The organism is Enorma phocaeensis, from assembly GCF_016901575.1.
Taxonomy (GTDB): Bacteria; Actinomycetota; Coriobacteriia; order Coriobacteriales; family Coriobacteriaceae; genus Limicola; species Limicola phocaeensis_A.
Window position 1 is genome coordinate 77,120 of record NZ_JACJKQ010000001.1, and the last position, 17,788, is coordinate 94,907.

Below are 17,788 nucleotides of genomic sequence, written 5' to 3' on the forward strand. Positions count from 1 at the left end.
TAAGCCGACCGAAGAACGCAAACGAGAGACAGCACGCCATGGCGACGAGCGTCACATCGAAGGCGACTTTGCAGGAGCCGAAAGGTTTTCCCGTGACGGCAGATATGGCGCGTACCAGGCCTTCGCCCGGCACGATGATCACGTTGGGGGCGACTTCCACCGCGATGCCTCTCCCGAGCTACTGATATCTCAGGCACTCAACGGGGTCCATGCGGGCGGCGCGCCGTGCAGGGTAGAACCCAAAGACCACGCCGATGAGTACCGAGAGGCCTGCGGCTATCGCGATCGCCTCGATGGATACGGCGGGAGTGATTCCTCCTTCGGTGCCCGTGAGGGTTCCGGCGATACCGAGGGCGGAAGCCGCGATCGACAGGCCCCAGGACGCCGCATATCCCAGCACCGTCCCTATAACGCCGCCTACGATGCACAGGGCGGCCGATTCCATGAGAAATTGAAGCGTGATGTCGCGGCGGGTGGCGCCGAGCGCCCTGCGCACGCCGATCTCTCGAATGCGCTCGGTGACGTTGGTGAGCATCATGTTCATGATGCCGATGCCTCCCACCAGCAGGGAAATGCCCGCCACGGCGCCCATGATGAGCGAGAAGGAGTTCATGAAGCCGTTCATCGAGTCGATCTGCGACTTCATCGAATACACGTACACGTTGTCCTCGATCTGGTCGTCAGGTATGTCCATCACCTTGCCGACCTGCGTCTTGGTCGTCTCCATGAGGGCGTCGATATCGGAACCCTCGCGCGCGAAGCCGATGATCTGCGAGAGGTATTCGTAGCCGCCGCTGAAGTCGTCGAGACAGGTGTTGAGGGGCACATAGACGGTTATGTAGGTGTTGCCGCTTCCTCCACTCATGGGCATGGATTCGTCCATGCCGACGATGCGGTAGTCATGCGTGCCGAGGCGAACGGTCTTTCCCACCACCGAGACGTTGGCATCGCCAAACAGCGCCTGGGCACCGGCTCGGTCGATGATGGCCACGCGGTCGCTCGACGCCTCCTCCTGGGTGTTGAAGAGCCTGCCCTCGGCAAGCCGGACCTGTCCGGTAAGCGAGAGGTACTCGGCGTCGGCACCGGTGATCCCGACGTCGATCGTCTCGCCGTTGGCCGTGGTCTGCGTGAAGCCGAACGCCGAGGCGACGATGGATTCGTACTCCGGCATGAGGCGTCTCAGGTCTTCGAGGTTGTCGGTAGTCATCTGGTAGGAGGGGGAGATGTACACGGCTCGCGCGGCATTGAGCCCGAGGCCTTCGACGAGCATGTTGCGCACGCCTCCGATGAGCGAGGTCATGGCGATGACGGCGGCGATGCCGATCACGATTCCCAGGATCGTGAGCAGGCTTCGTCCACGGTTCGATTCAAGTCCGCGTATCGCCTCGCGGATCAGGTCGGCGGCGCTCATCGGGCACCTCCCAGGATGGGGGATCGGGAAATCTCGGGTACGCGTGCGGGGTCGAGGCGGAGCCCTGCCGAGGCGTCGCCATCAGGGCGCGCGATGCGCCCGTCGACGATGCGAACGGTCCGGTCTGCCGCTGCCGCCACGTTCGTGTCGTGGGTGATGAGAACGATGGTCTTGCCCGCCTCCTTCAGGCGATGGAACGTGCTGAGCACGAGCGCGCCGGTGTGGGTATCGAGGTTGCCCGTCGGCTCGTCGGCAAGAATGATGTCGGGGTCGTTTACGAGCGCCCGTGCGATGGCGACCCGCTGCATCTGCCCGCCCGAAAGCACGCCGGCGCGATGGTCGTAATGCTCGATGGCGAGCCCTGCCGCCTGAAGGGCCCCCACGGCGCGCCGTTCGCGGCTGGACCTAGGGGTGCCGGTGTACGCGAGCGGAAGCATGACGTTTTCAAGCACCGTCATGCGGGGCATGAGGTTGAAGCTCTGGAAGACGAAGCCTATGTGGGTCGCGCGCACCTCGGCCAGCTCGCTGTCGGTGAGGTCGGCGACGTTGAGCCCCGAGAGCCGGTAGGTGCCCGAGGTGGGTGTGTCCAGGCATCCAAGGATGTTCATGAGCGTAGACTTGCCCGAGCCGGATGGCCCCGTAATCGCTACGAACTCGCCGGCGCCTACCGAAAACGTGATGTCGTGCAGCACGTGGGAAAAGCCCGCCTCGGATTCAAAGATGCGGTGGATGCCCCTCATGTCGATAACGGGCCTCATAGCGTCGCCGTCCCGTCGCCCATGTCCATGCCGCCTGAGGAGATGACGAGGATGTCGCCGTCGGCAAGGGGGGAGAGCGGAATCTCGCTGCCGTCGGGGGCGGAGGCGGGTTCCGACCCCTCGACGCGGCCCACGACGGCGAAGCTGGCGTTTTGTGCAACCACCTCGACGTCGCGGCGCTCGGCCTCGTGCGTCTCGGGGTCGGTCTCCACCATGACGTAGTAGGACATGCCGTCATCGGTGAGCAGCGACATAGGGGACACCATCACCACGTTGTCAAGCTGGGTGGTGACGATGTTGACCTCAGCCGTCATGCCAGGCTTGAGACGTGGGTCGGGCGAGGGGATGAGGATGTCCACTGCGAAGGTGACGGAGCTGCCGTCGCCCATGTACATCATGTCGGATGAGCCGGCGCCCGATGCGATGGAGGCTATGTTTTGAACGGTCCCTTCGAGCGTGAGGCCCTCGAAGGCGGGGAAGTTGACCGTGGCGGGCTGGCCGGTTGCGATGCGTGCGATGTCCTCTTCGCTTACCTGAATGGTGACTTTCATCTGGGAGAGGTCGGCGATCTGCATGAGCGGGCCTGAGCCGCCGCTCTGCGACATGTCCTGGGGGCTTGCCCCCACCTGGGCGTTCATGGAAACGATGCTGCCGTCGGCAGGCGACGTGACGGTGCGCTCCGCAGCTTTGGCAACTGCCTGGTCATACGACGCCTGGGCCCCTTCGAGGGCTCGCTCTGCCGATGCGACGGCGTCCTTTGCTGCCTGTGGGTCTCCCGCAGGCAGCGCGTCTACTCCCTCTGCTGGCGCTTGGGGCGCATTCGAGTTTGCGAGGTCGCGCTTGGCGGCGGCGAGGTCGGCCTTCGCGGCATCGAGGGTTCGCTTGGCATCGTTGACGGCGAGGTCGAGGTCGGGGTTGTCGATTACCATGAGGACGTCTCCGGCGTGTACCTGTTGTCCTGCCGCGACGCGAACCTCGGAGATGGTGCCGTCGACGCCGGGGGTGATCACGGTTGAGGACAGCGGCTCCAAGGTCCCGCGGGAATCTACGGCATCGATGAACGACCCGCTCATCGCCATGTCGGTGATGGGCTCCACGACCTGCTCGGGCTCGCGGGTGAGCACCGAGACGCCGATTGCGACGGCGGCGACGATGGCAGCCGTCACTCCGAGGGCGATGCCGCGCCGAATAAGCTTCTTGCGGCGCCGTTCGGCGCGGCGGGCCTTCAGCTGCGCATATGCCTCCGCATCGGCTGCATCCAGGGTCGAGGGGTCTGGAAAGTCGGGGGCGTTCGAGCGCTTCTGCATGATGCCGCTGATCACCGGCAGGCGCGTCGTCTTCTGCTCTTCGGCACCGGATGGCGCACCAGGCGCATCCCCCGTGCCGTCGGGTGCGTCCGCTGAGGCGCGAGCCCCTGTCGCCGGGGCGTGCGCCTGGCTCGTGTCGCTGCCCGCAAGGTGGGATGCGTGTGCCGAGTCGTGCTCGCGTGGATCGTCCTTATGTCCGAAGGTCATGGGTCGCTCCCATCGATGTCGCGGTTCAAGGCGACCTCAGCATCCGCTGCGGAGGCGATTCGGTCAACTTAGAACCATCTTAAAATCTGCGAAAGGTCTCGGTTGCCTGTGCTGCGGCGGACAGGGGGCAGGTCGCGCCTCCTGTCCGCGATGAACCATAGCGAACGGGACGTCGCCCGCCCCTAGATGGCGTCTTCGCGCAATGCCTCGACCACGCTTGCGACGCGGCAGCGATGAAGCGCGTAGGCGACGCTCACTAGGATGACCGCGAGCACCACGCCGGCGGAGATGCCCACCTGCGGCCATGGCAGGGAGGTCGTGAAGGTGCTAAACGACTGCTGCATGGCGTTGCCCATGAGGACGGCAACCACGCACGAGAGCACAAAGCCGATCGCGAAGCCGCGCAGGGCGTAGCTCGCACACTCGTAGGCGATCATGCGGCGAAACGCCCGGTCGCCCATGCCGATGGATTTGAGCACCGCGAACTCGCGACGGCGTAGGATGAGCGAGTTGGTGAGCGTGTTGAACACGTTTGCGACCGCGATGAGGCCCGTGATGGCGGTGAAGCAGTAGATGAAGGTCTGGATGGTGTCGGACATCATGCGGGTCTGCGCCTTCGCTTGGGCGGCGTTGTTGTAGGCGCAATCGAGCTCGGGATGTGCCTCGGCGATCTGGCTGAACGCCTCTTGCGCCTTCGCGGCCACCTCGCCCGAACCGCTCGTGCCAAACGAGATCCCCGCCGTTCCGATGCCCATGTTGTGGGCAAGCCCGATGGCGGAGGCGGGCAGCATGAGGGTCAAGGTGTTCGTGTGAGTGGTGACACCCGTGGGGCCGTGCTCGGCAAGTGCCCCCACCGTGATGGCGTCGATGTCGGTGATGCCTTCGGAGAGGGGCACAAACTCCTCGGAGCCGTCGGGCGCGTTGTACCACACGCGGGGCTCGCCCGCCTCATCCGAGACGATGCCGCCGCCATACATGCCCTCGACCCTCACATACGAGAACGTCTGGATGTCGCCGGTGCCCTTGAGTGGATTGTAGGAGCCATAGGTGTTGCCGTCGCTGTAGTCGTATTGGTTGAGTGCGACGGCGCGCGGGGCCGCAGGGTCGCAGAACTCCTGTACCGAGAGCCCCAGCTCCTCGATGTAGGACCGCCAGGTGGCATCGTCCACGAAGTCGACGTAGGCAGGTCCCGACCAGCTGCCGTCGGCGAGCATGGTGCCAAAGAACTGGCTCGAGGTGTTGGAGACCAGAGAGGCGGGCACGATGACGTCGGCGATGTAGCTCGTGTGGTACCCGAGCGGTGTGGCCCCCTCGATATCCCGCGCGTCTTCGTAGAGCGCGGCCAGCGCGGTCTGGAAGGCCGCCGCGTCCACGACGCCGTCCTCGCGCACCAGGGTGCCGTCGCTGGCCTCGGCGCTCGTGGCGTCCACCATCACGGCCAGGTCGACCTCGTCCATGGTGTTGAGCGCGGTGCCGCTTGCGTAGCCGAGCGTGTTGCCGATGATGCCCGCCACGATGAGCAGGGCCACCGAGACGGCCAGCGCGGCCACGGTCACCCGTCCCTTGGAGGTGGCGCGGGAGAGGTTGCGGTGGGCGATGAAGCCGGGAATGCCGAAGAGCCGCGCGGCAATGCCGCGGAAGCGGGTATCGACGGATCCGCCGGCATGTTTGCTGCGGCGGTTTGCGCGGGCGAGCTGGCGACGGGTATGCCGGGTGAGGCGGACGTCCTTCGTCTGGCGAATGGCGTCCACGGCAGAGACGCGGCTCGCGCGGATGGCGGGCACCCAGGCGCTCACGAGCACGGTCACGAGGGCGAGCGCGGCCGAGAGGGCGAGTGCCGTCGGGCTCACCACCACGCGTACCGTGAGGCCGTAGGTGTCCACGTCGAACATGCTCGCCAGGCCCGCACCCGTGAAGTGGAAGACGATCATGCAACCCAGAAGTCCCAGCGCCAGCCCTACGGGGATGCCCACCACGGCCAAAAGGAGCGCCTCGGTGAGCACAGAGCGGCGCAGCTGCCGCTTGCTCGCGCCAAGGGAGGAGAGCAGACCGAACATGCGGGTGCGCTCGGCGACCGAGATGGCGAAGGAGTTGTAGACGAGCGACACGCCGGCGACCACGATGACCACGGCGAGGACGGCGGCAATCATGTAGAGGGTGTTCCAGATGTCGGCGTCGCCGGTCACGCCCTGCCAGCGCAGCAGCGAATTGTGCGTCACGGTTCCCTCGGTGGCGTCGTTCGCCTCGGCGAGTTCGGTGGCGAAGGCTGTCGCGTCCTGGGGGTTCTTCATGGTGACGAGTGAGAAGACGCAGGTCGCCTCGGAGCCGTCGGCGAGCGCCTGCTCGACGGCGTCCTGCTCGGGATAGACGTAGGCGCCGTTGCCGGAGAAGGCGCGGGTGCTCGAGAACCCGTAGGCACGGTAGAAGCCCACGACGGTGCCGTCGATGGTGCCCAAGTTGGGTTCGTAGCCCTCGATGACGTCGTCCGCGTTGAAATATGTGCCCGCAACCGAGGTGCCGACGATGGGGCCGGCGTTGTCGACGCCGTAGCCGGACCCGGCCTCACCCAGAAACTGCAGGGTGCGCTCGCCCAGCTGGAACGAGACGGCGCTGCCGAGCTCAAGCGTGCCCGTGCTGGAAAGGCCGCAGGGAGCAAGCTCGACGCCTTCCAGGTAGTGGGGGAGCAGGATCTCGCCCGGGGCATCGGGTGCGCGGCCCGAGGTGATCTCGGGCGTCGTGATGAGCTTCGTCCCCGCGGGGTTTTGGGGCATGGTCTTGATAAAGAGCCAGCTGCCGTAGTCGGCCGCGTTGTCCTCGCCCATCTCCACGGCGCCGAGCTCAACGACCTCGGTGTGGTTCTCGACGCGCTCGTCGGAGGCGATCTTGTTCCAGCCGTCCTGCGTCAGGCCGGCGGCTTCCATCTGCCAGGTGCCCTCGTCGGCCGCGGTGCGCTCAAAGAGCATGGTGTTCATGCTCACCACGCTCGTGAGCACGGCGCAGATGAGCGCGCAGGAGAGTGCGATGCCAAAGATCGAGACGACGGTTCTGGTGCGGTTTCGCGCGAGCGAGCGCAGCGCGAAGCGAGAAAAGATGTTCATGGCCGAGCCTTTCTGGTGGGGTAGCCATTTGGGGACGGGTTCGTTTCATCCACTTGGGGACAGTGCCGTTTCTGCCCATGCCGCCTCGGCCGTTCGCGGGCCGCGGCATGGGCGCGCCGGCGTCAGCGGCGCCGCTCGTCGCGGACGAGCCTGCCGTCCTCGATGGCGATCACGCGATCTGCCATGAGGGCGATGTCCTCATCGTGGGTGATGACGATGAGGGTTTGCTTGAGCTGGCGGTTCGAGTCGCGCAGGAGCTGCATGATCTCGGCTGAGTTTTTGGAGTCCAGGTTGCCGGTGGGCTCGTCGGCAAGCACCACGGCGGGCGCGTTCATGAGCGCACGTCCGATGGCGACGCGCTGCTGCTGGCCTCCAGAGAGCTGGTTGGGCAGATAGTGCTCGCGCCCAACTAGTCCGAGCGCTCCCAGGAGCATGGCGAGTCGCTTCTGGTTGACCTCGCGACCGTCCATCTGCACGGGCAGCGTCATGTTTTCCACTACATCGAGCACCGGGATGAGGTTGTAGAACTGATAGACGAGCCCGACCTCGCGGCGGCGAAACACCGCCAGCTGCTCGTCGGTCCTCTCGAAGATGTCCTGACCCTGCAGCTTGACGGTGCCCGATGTCGGCCTGTCGACCCCGCCCATGAGGTGCAGGAGCGTGGACTTACCCGAGCCAGAGCTGCCGATGATAGCGATGAACTCGCCCGCCTCGACGGTGAAGGAGACGTCGTCGAGGGCGCGCACGGCGGTCTCGCCTGAGCCATAGACGCGGGTGAGGTGCTCTACGGAAAGGATGTTCATGAAAGGTCCTCTCGTTGTGGGGTATGCCACCTACCATACTGGATGAGGACCCTTGCTGGTGCGTGACCCATGCGTGACAGTTCCGTAAGAGAGCTGGTTATGCCTATCTCATTCAGCTGGTTGGATACCATGTGTGGCGCGCTGCACAGGTGCGCGACGACGGTTCTGACCTAATCGTCGACGAGGATGTCAGCCGGGGGATCGAGCCGACCGCCAGGGGCTATGTTCGCTTCTCGATTCCATTTATGCGTGAATATCTCTTGAACAATCGAGTCGATCTTCTTGCGCGCTACGGAATCGAGTGCTCGCCTGAGGTGTCATCGTAGTTTTCGGTTAGGCGAAGAATGTTACCATGCTGATGGGCGGCGTCGCTTCAGGGCGGCGCTGTCGCATGTGTCGGGGAACGGGGGCTTGTGCCCGGGTCATGTGCCACGGCATCGCGTGCGTCAGCGGTGCCAGCATGCTGGGCAGGGGATTGCCGTCTGAACTATTGAGGTCGAAATGCGAGGTGGCGCATGGAGTACGTCTCGGTAGGAGAGGCTGCGCGGCTGTGGGGCGTCACCGAACGCGTCGTGCAGGGATACTGCTCGCAGGGACGCATCGAGGGGGCAGAAAAGGTCTCTGGAACCTGGCATATACCCGAGAACGCTCGTAAGCCGTCTGATATGCGCCGCAGAGACGCAGACGATGATCGCGGGCGTCTGCAACGCGAGGTCTCGCTGCGCGGGGCATCGACGATGACGAATCTCATGCCGCTCATGAACACCGCATTTGAGCCCGGCTTCGCCCTCGAGACGGCGCAGTCGTTCGAGGCGGGCCCGCGCCGCGATATAGCCTGTGCCGAGCATGCCTACTTCACGGGGGACGCCGCTCGAGCAGTCGAGCTTGCCGAGCCATATCTTGAAAGCGGAAGCCTGGGTTCGAGGCTTTCGGCATGCCTTATCTGCGCGTATGCGAACCTGCCTTTGGGGCGCATCGACCGTGCCATCGATGCCCTCGAGGGTGCTCGTGGCGCCGTGTTGCGCGCTTCTGAGGGCGAGCCTCGGTTGCGGGCGGCAGAGGGCTTCATAGCCCAGACGGCGAGCGTCTTGCTGCATCTGCCCGCCCCGAGGCTTGCGCAAGATGCCGGTAAGGTCATTCCGCTTCTCCCGGCGGGCCTTCGTGCCTTTGCATTCTATGTCCAAGCACATGCCATGTATCTTGCGGGCGAGCATTCGCTTAGCCTGGGAATCGCCGAGACGGCTTTGCTGGGTATGGACAAGACCTATCCCATCCCCGCCATCTACCTGCACCTCGTCGCCGTCATGGACCTCATGGCGCGGCGCCGCGCGGACGAGGCGCGCGCCCACCTGCTGGCGGCGTGGGAGCTCGCCCGCCCCGACGGGCTCATCGAGCCGCTGGGCGAGCACCACGGGCTCCTCGGCGGCATGCTCGAGGCCGCGATCAAGCCCGCATGGCCCGACGACTTCCGCCGCATCATCGACATCACCTACCGGTTCTCGGCCGGTTGGAGGCGCGTTCACAACCCGGCCACCGGCGACGACGTGGCGGACAACCTCACCACGACCGAGTTCGCCGCCTCGATGCTGGCGGCGCGGGGGTGGACGAACGCCCAGATTGCCGACCATTTGGGAGTGTCTCCCAACACGGTAAAGACCTTCGTCTCCTCGGCGATGTCCAAGCTCCACGTCAGGCGCCGCCAGGATCTTGCGCGTTACTTGCTTACCTGATGACGCCTCGTGAAGGTCGCCTCCTTTTCTGCCGCCACGTCACGTCCCAGACGTTCGAACTTCTCGATCTCGACTGAATCCATTCCCTGATAGGGGTCATGGCGCTTCCGATACAACTCGTCCGACTCGTCCTGCCAGAGACGCTCGGCTACAGGCCTCCATTCGGCGGCTCGCCCCTCGGTCTTGGCGCGAAGCTCCTCGGGGCTCTCGGGCTCCACGAGGTCGGTGCCGTGGGCCCCGGTCTTGCGGACCAAGTTGCCTAAGATCTCGGGGTTCTCAAGCATGGGGCATGGCTGAAGGTGGTTCTCGTTGAACGGCTGGCCTTCATAGTACGCCGTGAAGAGCGGGCTTTTCAGCGCTTCGAGCAGGCTTACGTCATGGATGTTCACGTTTGAGTAGTGGATGAACACGCAGGGCTCGACGTCTCCTGCGGCGTTGATGTGCAGGTACCTCCTGCCTCCGGCGATGCACCCACCCACAAACTCGCCGTCATTTTGAAAGTCCATGGTAAAGAGCGGCTTTTTCGAGCGCATCTCACGTACGAAGCGGTACATGTGCTCGCGCTGCTCGACCGTTGGCATGAGCGAGGCGGGGGAGCCCTTGCCCACCGGCATGTAGTGGAAGAACCAGCAGAACAGTGCGCCCTGGTCGATCATCCAATCGAAATACGCTTCGCTGGCGATGGCGTCTGCATTGGCTTTGGTCCAGCATGCCGAGATGCCGAAGGGGAGCTTGTAGGCGCGCAGCAGCTCCATGGCGTGCATGATCTTGGCATAGGTCCCCTTGCCGCGTCGGGCGTCTGTGGTCGCCTCGGTCCCCTCGGCAGAGATCGCGGGAACGAAGTTCGCGACGCGCACCATGTCTTGGCAAAAGGCATCGTCGATGAGGGTCGCGTTGGTGAAGCAGAGGAAGGCGCAGTCGGGATAGTTTTCGCAGATATGTATGAGGTCCGCCTTTCGCACCAGAGGCTCGCCGCCGGTGTAGATGTAGATATGGCAGCCGAGCTTGCGTCCCTGCTCGATAATCGAGCAGATGTCCTCATAGCTGAGATTCAGCGCATGCCCGTACTCGGCTGCCCAGCAGCCGGTGCAGCGCAGGTTGCAGGCGCTGGTGGGGTCGAGCAGGATTGCCCAGGGTATATTGCATTGCTCGCGCTCGCGAGCCTTTTGCTGCTGGGGCCATGCGAGCAGGTTAGCGTCCACGATAAGGGTCTTGAGGAGGCGTGAGCGCATCTGGGGGTTCAGGTCGAAGACCTTCATGATGAGTTCGTACCAGTTGCTGCGCCTATCGATGGCGTCTCGGAAGGCGGAGCGCTGCTCGGGAAAGACCGAGGCGGGCACGATCTTATCGATGAGGTCCATGACCTGGGGAATGCGTTCCTCGGGTTTTTCATCGAGATAGTCGATGAGTTTATTGAGCGCGGCGCGCTCGGCAGCCTGCGTGATGGCCATCTTTGCCTGTCTCCCTTCTTCGTGCAACCGGACCTTTGGCGGCGGACGCCTCCGGAGCTTCTGAAGGCGTCGCTTGCCGATGTGGTTGCTGTCATATCCCGAGATAGTACCCATAAGATGATTAATCAACACATGTAGAATTCGATATATGACTATTCAACGAATGATGGGTGTATGCGGGGTAACCCACACATGGGTGCGATGTGAGTAGAATGGAGTCCTTGCGGCAGGCAGGAGGGGCGTATGTACAGGGATGAGATATGTGAGCGGCAGGATCGCCGGGTCGTTCGGAGCAAAAGGGCCATTGTCCAGGCGTTCGAACGGCTGCTGCTCGAGCGTCCGCTCGAAGAGATTACGGTGAGCGCCATCGCTCGAGAGGCGGACGTGGACCGAAAGACCTTCTATCAGCATTACGGCTCGATCGATGGCCTTATCGACGCCATAGCCGCCGAGGCGGTGGGCTATGTGCTCGATGCGGTCGAGGAGGCTCGGTCTGCGGCCGATGGGGGCGATGACGAGCGATTCAGCATGTTCTTTTCCCGCGTAAACGAGGTCGTCTGCCGGGACATCGCGGTGAGCCGCCGCTACTTTGAGAGCGTGCCTACCGACAAGCTGCTCGAGCATATGCGCGAGCCGTTCGCGCGCGGCATCATCGAACGCCGGCTGCTTGCCAGAGACGTGCCGGATGCATATGTGGAGTGCTGCACCTCATATGTGCTGGGAGGGCTTATCGCGGCATATCGGTCATGGCTGCTTTCCGACCGGTCGATGCCGATCGAAGAGATGGTGTCCATGGTCGGCATACTGGTGGAGCATGGTGCCGCCGGATTTGAGGGCAGCCTGTAGGCAAATAGCCGACGCTAGACGTTGGTTTTGAAAAACGTGATGGCGAAACGCGCGCCCGTGGTGCGGCCGGCGTCGTCGCAGATGTTCTCGGCGGTAAGCGTCCCCCCTTGCGCCGTGATGAGGCTGCGGGCAAGGGAAAGCCCGATGCCCACGCCCGCTGGGTTGACCTCGTCCTGCGGGGAGTGCGAGGACCCTCGATAAAACCTCTCGAAAACATGGGGAAGGTCTTGGGGCGCGATGCCGCCTCCGGTGTCTTCCACGACGATGCGGCACGCGATGGTGTCTTCATAGGCACGGAGCGCGACCCTTCCTCCTGCCGGCGTGTGCTCCATGCAGTTCTTGAGGATGTTCGAGAGCGCCTCGGCGGTCCAGCCGGCATCGCCGGTAAACGAGGCGTCCTCGTCGATGGCGGTCTCGAAGGCGACGTCGGCGATATCGAAGCCGATCGCAAGGGGTTCAAAGGCGTCGTCGACCAGGCGGCGTACGTTTACGGGCGTGGCCGTGAGCCGAACCACGCCCGCGTCGATGCGCGCAAGCTTGAGGAGGGTCGAGACGAGCCGCTCTACCCGCTGCTGCAGGCGCTCGATGTTTCGCAGGCGCTCTACGAGGGCGGCGTGCCCGCCCTCTTCAGACAGGCTCCTGCGTACCAGCTCGGTGGAGATGGATAGCGACGTCAACGGGGTTTTCAGCTGATGCGAGATGTCTGCAAGCGCGTCTGCGAGGGTTTGGCGTTCGCGTTCGAGCTCGTCGGCGGTAATGTTTAGACGGGTGACCATCTTGTCAAGCTCGCTGGTAAGCACCGCGAGCTCGCCTTCGTCCATGTGTTCGAGGTCTATGGCTCGCTCGCCATGCAGCACGGCGTCGACGCGGTTCGAGAGCTGGGCGATGAGCCGGTAGCGTCTCCTGGTATGGATGATGAAGGGGATGCCTGCAGCAAGCGAGGCCGCTGCTATCCAGGGCAGTGCGTCGGCGTCGCCCAAGAGGCTGGCGGTAGCGAGCAGGGCAAGTGTGGCGAGCACCCATACGCCTATGGCGCGGTCAAAGCCGCGGTTGCGTCCCATGGCTAGCCTCGCGCCTGATAGCCCATGCCGCGCACCGTCGCGATGAGGGAGGGATGGGCCGGGTCGTCTTCAATCTTGTCGCGCAGGCGCTTGATATATACAGACAGCGTGTTCTCTTCGATATAGGTGCCGGCATCGTCCCAAAGTGCGTCGCGGATGCGATCGCGCGTGACGAGCTTGCCCGGGTTGGTCGCAAACAACAAAAGCAGCCGATACTCAAGGGCCGAGAGAGCAAGTTCTTGACCAGAGCGCTCAACCCGGGCGCGATCGGTGTCGATGCGCAGCGGTCCGAAGGAGATGATGTGTCGCTGCGGCTGCGAGCGGCGGATGGCGGCGGCGATGCGTGCGAGCAGCTCGCGCGGACGGAATGGTTTGGCTACGTAGTCGTCCGCGCCCATTTGTATGCCTGTCACGGTATTGAACTCGTCGTCCGACGCGGTAAGGAAAATGACGGGGACTTGGGGCGTTGCCTGCTTGATGGCGGCGCATACGGCAAAGCCGTTGCCCTGGGCGAGCGTGACGTCAAGAAGTACAAGCTGGTACGGTGCCTCCGTGCTCGCGGCATGGCCGGGCAGGGCGGCGCCCTTCCCTAAGGAGAGCTCGATGGCGCGCTCTTGTGTCGCCGCGTGGTCTACGGCGTATCCCTCGCCGGCGAGCAGCTCGCTGAGCGCCTCTACGATGGCGGGGTCGTCCTCTACCAGTAGTATCCGCGTGGCCACGGCGCCTCCTTAATGACGGGCGGGAGGCTGCTCGGCTGCAGCCTCCCGCCTCGGATTGTCTCACACATCGGGCTTTTGCGGGTTTGGTGCGAGCCGCCACGTGAAAGGGCTGGCTTTCCTGCGGCGCCCGCCGGCCTTCTGAGTCCGTCGCTAGTAGTGCACGATGACGCAGGTCCCGACCTGGAGCAGATCGTAGAGCTGGGCCACCTTGTCATAGGGGGTGTTGATGCACCCGTGGCTGCCGCGGCTGCGATAGGCGGAGGGGTCGCTGTAGACCCATGTGGGCTGCCAGCTCGCATCGTGGAAGCCCCACGAGCTGCCCTTGAAGGCGATCCAGTAATCGACGGGGCTCTCGTATTCCGGCTCTCCGGTCTCGGGGTCCTTGTTCTGGCTAATAAGCGTGATGTTGCGGGCCTTGTTGTTGACCTTGTAGACGCCGGTAGGAGTGTCGTTGTCCCCGTCGGGCTTGCCGGTAACGACACCGGTCTCCCAGACCAGGTTTCCGGAGGCATCGTAGTAGCGGGCGTACTGCTCGGTGATGTCGACGTCTACGAAGGCGCCCCAGTCGGGCTGCCCCGCCCCCGTAAACTTGTCGCCTTGCGAAGACGTCGGCACCGCTATCTCTCCGGTCTGGCGGTTGGCGACGGCGTCTTGGACCGCCTGAACCACCGCATCGGTGTCGACCTGCCAGCCGAAGGTGCCTCCACCGATGGTGACCTGCTTGCCGTCCGGGCGGGTGTAGGTGCGTTCGGTCCCGACCGTGTTGAAGCTCTGGGCCAGTCCTTGTGCCCAGTTGGTGAGGGCGGCCTGGTCAAGGGTGGGGGTCAGGTTTTCGTCAAAGACGATCCACTGGGCAACGGTTGAGCCATCGATGGTGCCGGCGTCGGAGTCTCCCAATTTGAAGGTCACATGTACGCCGAGAAGCTCGTTGGCGGCATCGCAGGCTGCCTGGAGCTGGTCATCGGTGTAGCCGCCTTCAAGCGGCTCGTAGGCGTCGTTGCCGATCTCCTCAAGCGAGACCTCTCCGTCTAGGCGCGAGAGCGCAAGCAGTGCGAGCTTGGAGACGTTGTCTCGGTTGAGCTTCTCGTTTTCGCGTGCACGGTCGGCGCTGAACGATGCCGTCTCGGCGTCATAGGCGCCTGCGGCATCGAAGACTCCGCTGCGCCCTTCGTTGAACGCGTCGATGGCGCCTCCGATGGCGTCAAGGAAGCCCTGCTCGTCGAAGTCTGACGAGAAAAGGCTGCGGTCGACCTCTGACGAGAGGTCCTCGGTGGAGCCGGTGGGCGCCGTTTCGCTCGAGTTGCCGCCCAATGATTCGGCAAGGCGGACGGGCCACAGGAGGGGATCGTTTTGGGAGAGCACCCGATCGGATACCGCCTGCGCGTCATAGACGGGCGTATCGGCGGTGGGGGCGTACTCCCAGCTGAACCCATCGCCCTGCACCGTGAGCCGATAGCCGGAGGTCTCGCGCGAGAGGCTGTCCGCCGCGTCTTGCGAGGTCTTCAATGAAACATCGACTCCAGCGATGGTGGTGCCGGGATAGTACAGCATGGAGAACGCGGCGACGCCTGCCGCATACGCTGCGACCACGATGCCGGCGGCGACGCCCAGGGCGATTGCCACGCGACGGCCCGTTCGCGCAGGCTTTTTAGGCGAAGGCGACGATGCGGAGGCGTTATCGGCGGCAGGGGCCTTGCGCGCGGGCGCCATATGCGACGGCGCGGCGTGCCTTCCTGAGGCATACGCCGGGCGAGGGGGCGTCACGCCGCCTTGGCTGCTGGTATGGTTGCTGCTCATAGTCAGGTCGAGTCCTTAGAACAGGGTGTTGCTCGGTTATGCGATTATAGCTGTCCGAGCGGACGCTTGCGCGAACTGCGGCCATGACGTAGGGCGTTTGCTACAACTTTGCGACAGTCTCTTCACAGGACGGTAAGCCGTCGGACGCACCTCGAAGGCGGCAGGGGTTCGACGGCTTACAAGAAGGGAGCGGCGGAGCGGGCTGCGGCGCATCGCCTGCGACGACGCATCGGGATGGCTACTTGTTGCAGCCTCCGCAAGCCGAGCAGGCCGAGGGGGCGACGGCGATCCCGCCCCTTGCGGTCTCTCGAAGCGCGGACGGCATGGCATGGCCCACATCGAGCATGACCTGGGCCATCTCATCAAATGGCACAAGGCTCTTCACGCCCGAAAGGGCAAGCTGGGCCGATGAAAACGCGCACGCGACACCGATGGCGTTGCGGTTCTGGCAGGGAACCTCTACCAGGCCGCCCACAGGGTCGCAAACGAGTCCCAGGAGGTTGCCCAGGGCGATCGATGCGGCATCGAGGGCGCAGGCGGGCGACCCGCCAAGCATCTGGACGAGGGCGGCGGCGGCCATCGCCGCGGCGCTGCCCACCTCTGCCTGGCATCCGCCTTCGGCACCCGCGACGCAGGCGTTTGTCGAGAGCAGCATGCCCACCGCCGCCGCGCAGAAGAGCGCGTCCATGGTCTGCGCGTCATCAAGGCCTAGATGACGCGCGCAGGCGAGAACGCATCCTGGGACGACGCCGGACGAGCCGGCTGTGGGGGCCGCGACGATCACTCCCATGGATGCGGAGCGCTCGAGTACGGCCATGGCGCGGGCGACCGCCTCGGTCTGCACGGTCCCCATGAGCGAGCTGCCGAAAGAATCCCGGTGCTCGGCGACGCCGCGAGCCTCTCCGCCGATAAGCCCGCCGAGTGAGCGGCGAGGCTCGCTGATGGGGGCTTCGGTCTCATCGCGCATGACCTGAAGCACGCGCGTCATGGCGCGCACCACCTCGTCTTCGCTGGTAAGGGCCGCCTCGCGTACCGCCATGAGGGCGCCGATGTTCAAGCCGTGCCGTCCACAGAGCGACAGGAGCTCGGAAGCGGTCTCAAACAGCTCGTCTGGCGCGGAGGCGGAAGAGGGCTGGGCTCCGGGTACCTGGACATAGGTCGCGGTGACGATGTTGGCATTGTGGCGCAGCTCGTCGAGAACGCAGGAGGGCGGCAGCTCGTCGAGTTCGAATACGGTGTAGGCGTCTCCGCCGCGCTCGGTGCGGTATGTGCGCATAAAGGCGATGTTGATGTCGTGTTGCGAGAGCAGGAGGGTGAGGCTTGCGAGCACGCCAGGCGTGTCGCGATGCGCGACAAAGAGCGTGTCGTACTCGCCTGAGATATCGACGTCGACGCCGTTGATGCGGCTGACGCGCACGCGTCCTCCGCCGAGGCTTTCCCCGCGGACGGTGCAGGTGTCTCCGCGATTGTCGCGCATGAAGATGTCGACGGTGTTGGGGTGGACGCGTGGGTCGTCTTCGGCAAGCTCAAAGGCATAGTCAAGTCCCGCGTCGCGTGCCACCTGGAAGGCGTCGCGGATGCGCTCGTCGTCGGTGTCCATGCCCAAGACGCCTGCAACGAGGGCACGGTCGGTGCCGTGTCCGTGGTAGGTATGGGCAAAGCTGTTGTGCAGCGTGAACGAGACGTGCTCGATCTCGCCCTCCATGAGTGAGGCTGCCACGCGCGCGCAGCGCAGGGCGCCCGCCGTGTGCGAGCTCGACGGGCCCACCATGACGGGGCCAAGGATTTCAAACGCAGACATGGTTGCCATGGAAGGACCTTTCAGGAGTTCTCGACCTGCATCGCCTGGCGTCGCTGCCGGCTATGCCATACTCTAGCGTATCGGCACGTGTCGGGAGGCGGCGCATGGGCACTCGGGGAAGGATCAGCGGGTCCGCTCGCAGGCGGCTTGCATGGTGCATCGCGGCGGGTTGTTTCATCGCGGCAGCCCTTTTCATTGCGGTTCCGGCGCTCTATCGTTCGCTTGGACTGCCTTGGTTATGGGGCAGACGCATCGATGCTTCGAGTGCGGTCTCTGAAAGTTGCCCTTCCGATTCGATGCGAGGTGACGGGGGCGGCCTGTTAGACGCTCATGCGGTGAGAATCGAGCGGTTTCCGTCGCCGCGTCTCCAGTCGGTGTGCTCGAGCGACTCTTCTGTGGTGAAGCAGGCTCGCGAGCTGTTCGAAAACGCTACGTTTACCTATTGGGGCGGCTATGGCGCGTATGTCGAGTCCATGCGGGACGTGGTTGGTTGCCATGAGACTTCTCTGACGCTTCTGGATGCCGAAGGCTGCGCCATCATAGAAGTTTGCCATGCAGACAGGTGGTATGTTCTTTTGGACGGCGTCGCATACAGCATGGATGATGCCGCAGCGCTCGACGACGCGGTGGAAGGTTGGATCGGTGACGCCTGCGAAGAGATGTCGTGCGTCGGCGGCGGGCCCTGGTGCTCGACGCCCGCCTCAGGGCGTCGTTGGTATTCCGAGGACGAATATCATTAATTGCTGAAAGAAGCCGATGAAAAGGTGACGCAACAGCGGGGCGGGCAGGGATCGTCCCC

Annotated in this window: 13 protein-coding genes; 3 read left to right on the top strand and 10 right to left on the bottom strand. The window is 64.2% G+C overall.

Annotated features, from left to right (window positions below; translation table 11 throughout):
- Nucleotides 1-178: 178 nt before the first annotated feature.
- The 5 genes from H6A15_RS00330 to H6A15_RS00350 form a co-directional block, all read right to left on the bottom strand.
- Nucleotides 179-1,411 (bottom strand): ABC transporter permease, encoded by a 1,233-nt coding sequence (locus H6A15_RS00330; RefSeq protein ID WP_204671145.1) that lies wholly within the window; start codon nucleotides 1,409-1,411, stop codon nucleotides 179-181.
- Nucleotides 1,408-2,169: an ABC transporter ATP-binding protein gene (locus H6A15_RS00335; RefSeq protein WP_204671147.1), complete on the bottom strand. Its 762-nt coding sequence runs from the start codon at nucleotides 2,167-2,169 to the stop codon at nucleotides 1,408-1,410. The genes H6A15_RS00330 and H6A15_RS00335 overlap by 4 nt, the downstream gene beginning before the upstream one ends.
- Nucleotides 2,166-3,683 carry an efflux RND transporter periplasmic adaptor subunit gene (locus tag H6A15_RS00340; RefSeq protein WP_204671149.1) on the bottom strand — a complete coding sequence of 506 codons (1,518 nt, stop codon included), beginning with the start codon at nucleotides 3,681-3,683 and terminating at the stop codon, nucleotides 2,166-2,168. The genes H6A15_RS00335 and H6A15_RS00340 overlap by 4 nt, the downstream gene beginning before the upstream one ends.
- Before the next feature lie 182 nt (nucleotides 3,684-3,865).
- The gene (locus H6A15_RS00345) at nucleotides 3,866-6,781 is read right to left on the bottom strand and encodes an ABC transporter permease (RefSeq protein WP_204671151.1); all 2,916 of its coding nucleotides are present in this window, start codon (nucleotides 6,779-6,781) and stop codon (nucleotides 3,866-3,868) included.
- Nucleotides 6,782-6,903: 122 nt separating this feature from the next.
- A complete protein-coding gene (locus H6A15_RS00350; protein WP_204671153.1) occupies nucleotides 6,904-7,584 on the bottom strand; it encodes an ABC transporter ATP-binding protein in 681 nt (226 codons plus the stop codon).
- A gap of 515 nt (nucleotides 7,585-8,099) precedes the next feature.
- Between H6A15_RS00350 and H6A15_RS00355 the strand changes: the two genes are divergently transcribed.
- Nucleotides 8,100-9,314, top strand: a complete 1,215-nt coding sequence (locus H6A15_RS00355) for a LuxR C-terminal-related transcriptional regulator (RefSeq protein WP_204671156.1) — start codon at nucleotides 8,100-8,102, stop codon at nucleotides 9,312-9,314.
- Here the strand turns inward: H6A15_RS00355 and H6A15_RS00360 are convergent.
- On the bottom strand, nucleotides 9,299-10,765 hold the full coding sequence (locus H6A15_RS00360; RefSeq protein WP_204671158.1) for a radical SAM protein: 1,467 nt from the start codon (nucleotides 10,763-10,765) through the stop codon (nucleotides 9,299-9,301). The two genes, H6A15_RS00355 and H6A15_RS00360, sit on opposite strands and share 16 nt — an antisense overlap.
- A 243-nt stretch (nucleotides 10,766-11,008) precedes the next feature.
- On the opposite strand from H6A15_RS00360, the gene H6A15_RS00365 reads away from it, so the two are divergent.
- Nucleotides 11,009-11,611: a TetR/AcrR family transcriptional regulator gene (locus H6A15_RS00365; protein ID WP_204671160.1), complete on the top strand. Its 603-nt coding sequence runs from the start codon at nucleotides 11,009-11,011 to the stop codon at nucleotides 11,609-11,611.
- A gap of 14 nt (nucleotides 11,612-11,625) precedes the next feature.
- Here H6A15_RS00365 and H6A15_RS00370 read toward each other — a convergent pair whose 3' ends face one another.
- The 4 genes from H6A15_RS00370 to sdaAA form a co-directional block, all read right to left on the bottom strand.
- Entirely contained in the window at nucleotides 11,626-12,672 is a 1,047-nt protein-coding gene (locus H6A15_RS00370; RefSeq protein WP_204671162.1) for a sensor histidine kinase, read from the bottom strand.
- Nucleotides 12,673-12,674: 2 nt separating this feature from the next.
- The gene (locus H6A15_RS00375; protein WP_204671164.1) at nucleotides 12,675-13,391 is read right to left on the bottom strand and encodes a response regulator; all 717 of its coding nucleotides are present in this window, start codon (nucleotides 13,389-13,391) and stop codon (nucleotides 12,675-12,677) included.
- A 150-nt stretch (nucleotides 13,392-13,541) separates the two neighbouring features.
- The gene (locus tag H6A15_RS00380; RefSeq protein ID WP_204671166.1) at nucleotides 13,542-15,014 is read right to left on the bottom strand and encodes a L,D-transpeptidase family protein; all 1,473 of its coding nucleotides are present in this window, start codon (nucleotides 15,012-15,014) and stop codon (nucleotides 13,542-13,544) included.
- A 412-nt stretch (nucleotides 15,015-15,426) separates the two neighbouring features.
- On the bottom strand, nucleotides 15,427-16,998 hold the full coding sequence (gene sdaAA / locus H6A15_RS00385) for an L-serine ammonia-lyase, iron-sulfur-dependent, subunit alpha (RefSeq protein ID WP_204671168.1): 1,572 nt from the start codon (nucleotides 16,996-16,998) through the stop codon (nucleotides 15,427-15,429).
- A 326-nt stretch (nucleotides 16,999-17,324) separates the two neighbouring features.
- On the opposite strand from sdaAA, the gene H6A15_RS00390 reads away from it, so the two are divergent.
- Nucleotides 17,325-17,729 carry a hypothetical protein gene (locus H6A15_RS00390; RefSeq protein WP_204671170.1) on the top strand — a complete coding sequence of 135 codons (405 nt, stop codon included), beginning with the start codon at nucleotides 17,325-17,327 and terminating at the stop codon, nucleotides 17,727-17,729.
- Nucleotides 17,730-17,788 lie beyond the last annotated feature (59 nt).

Bases quoted from the DNA above. Each gene is read 5' to 3' on its own strand.
- H6A15_RS00340 (WP_204671149.1), bottom strand. From the start codon at position 3,683: ATGACCTTCGGACATAAGGACGATCCACGCGAGCACGACTCGGCACAC.
- sdaAA (WP_204671168.1), bottom strand. From the start codon at position 16,998: ATGGCAACCATGTCTGCGTTTGAAATCCTTGGCCCCGTCATGGTGGGC.
- H6A15_RS00370 (WP_204671162.1), bottom strand. From the start codon at position 12,672: ATGGGACGCAACCGCGGCTTTGACCGCGCCATAGGCGTATGGGTGCTC.
- H6A15_RS00335 (WP_204671147.1), bottom strand. From the start codon at position 2,169: ATGAGGCCCGTTATCGACATGAGGGGCATCCACCGCATCTTTGAATCC.
- H6A15_RS00350 (WP_204671153.1), bottom strand. From the start codon at position 7,584: ATGAACATCCTTTCCGTAGAGCACCTCACCCGCGTCTATGGCTCAGGC.
- H6A15_RS00360 (WP_204671158.1), bottom strand. From the start codon at position 10,765: ATGGCCATCACGCAGGCTGCCGAGCGCGCCGCGCTCAATAAACTCATC.
- H6A15_RS00365 (WP_204671160.1), top strand. From the start codon at position 11,009: ATGTACAGGGATGAGATATGTGAGCGGCAGGATCGCCGGGTCGTTCGG.
- H6A15_RS00330 (WP_204671145.1), bottom strand. From the start codon at position 1,411: ATGAGCGCCGCCGACCTGATCCGCGAGGCGATACGCGGACTTGAATCG.
- H6A15_RS00355 (WP_204671156.1), top strand. From the start codon at position 8,100: ATGGAGTACGTCTCGGTAGGAGAGGCTGCGCGGCTGTGGGGCGTCACC.
- H6A15_RS00345 (WP_204671151.1), bottom strand. From the start codon at position 6,781: ATGAACATCTTTTCTCGCTTCGCGCTGCGCTCGCTCGCGCGAAACCGC.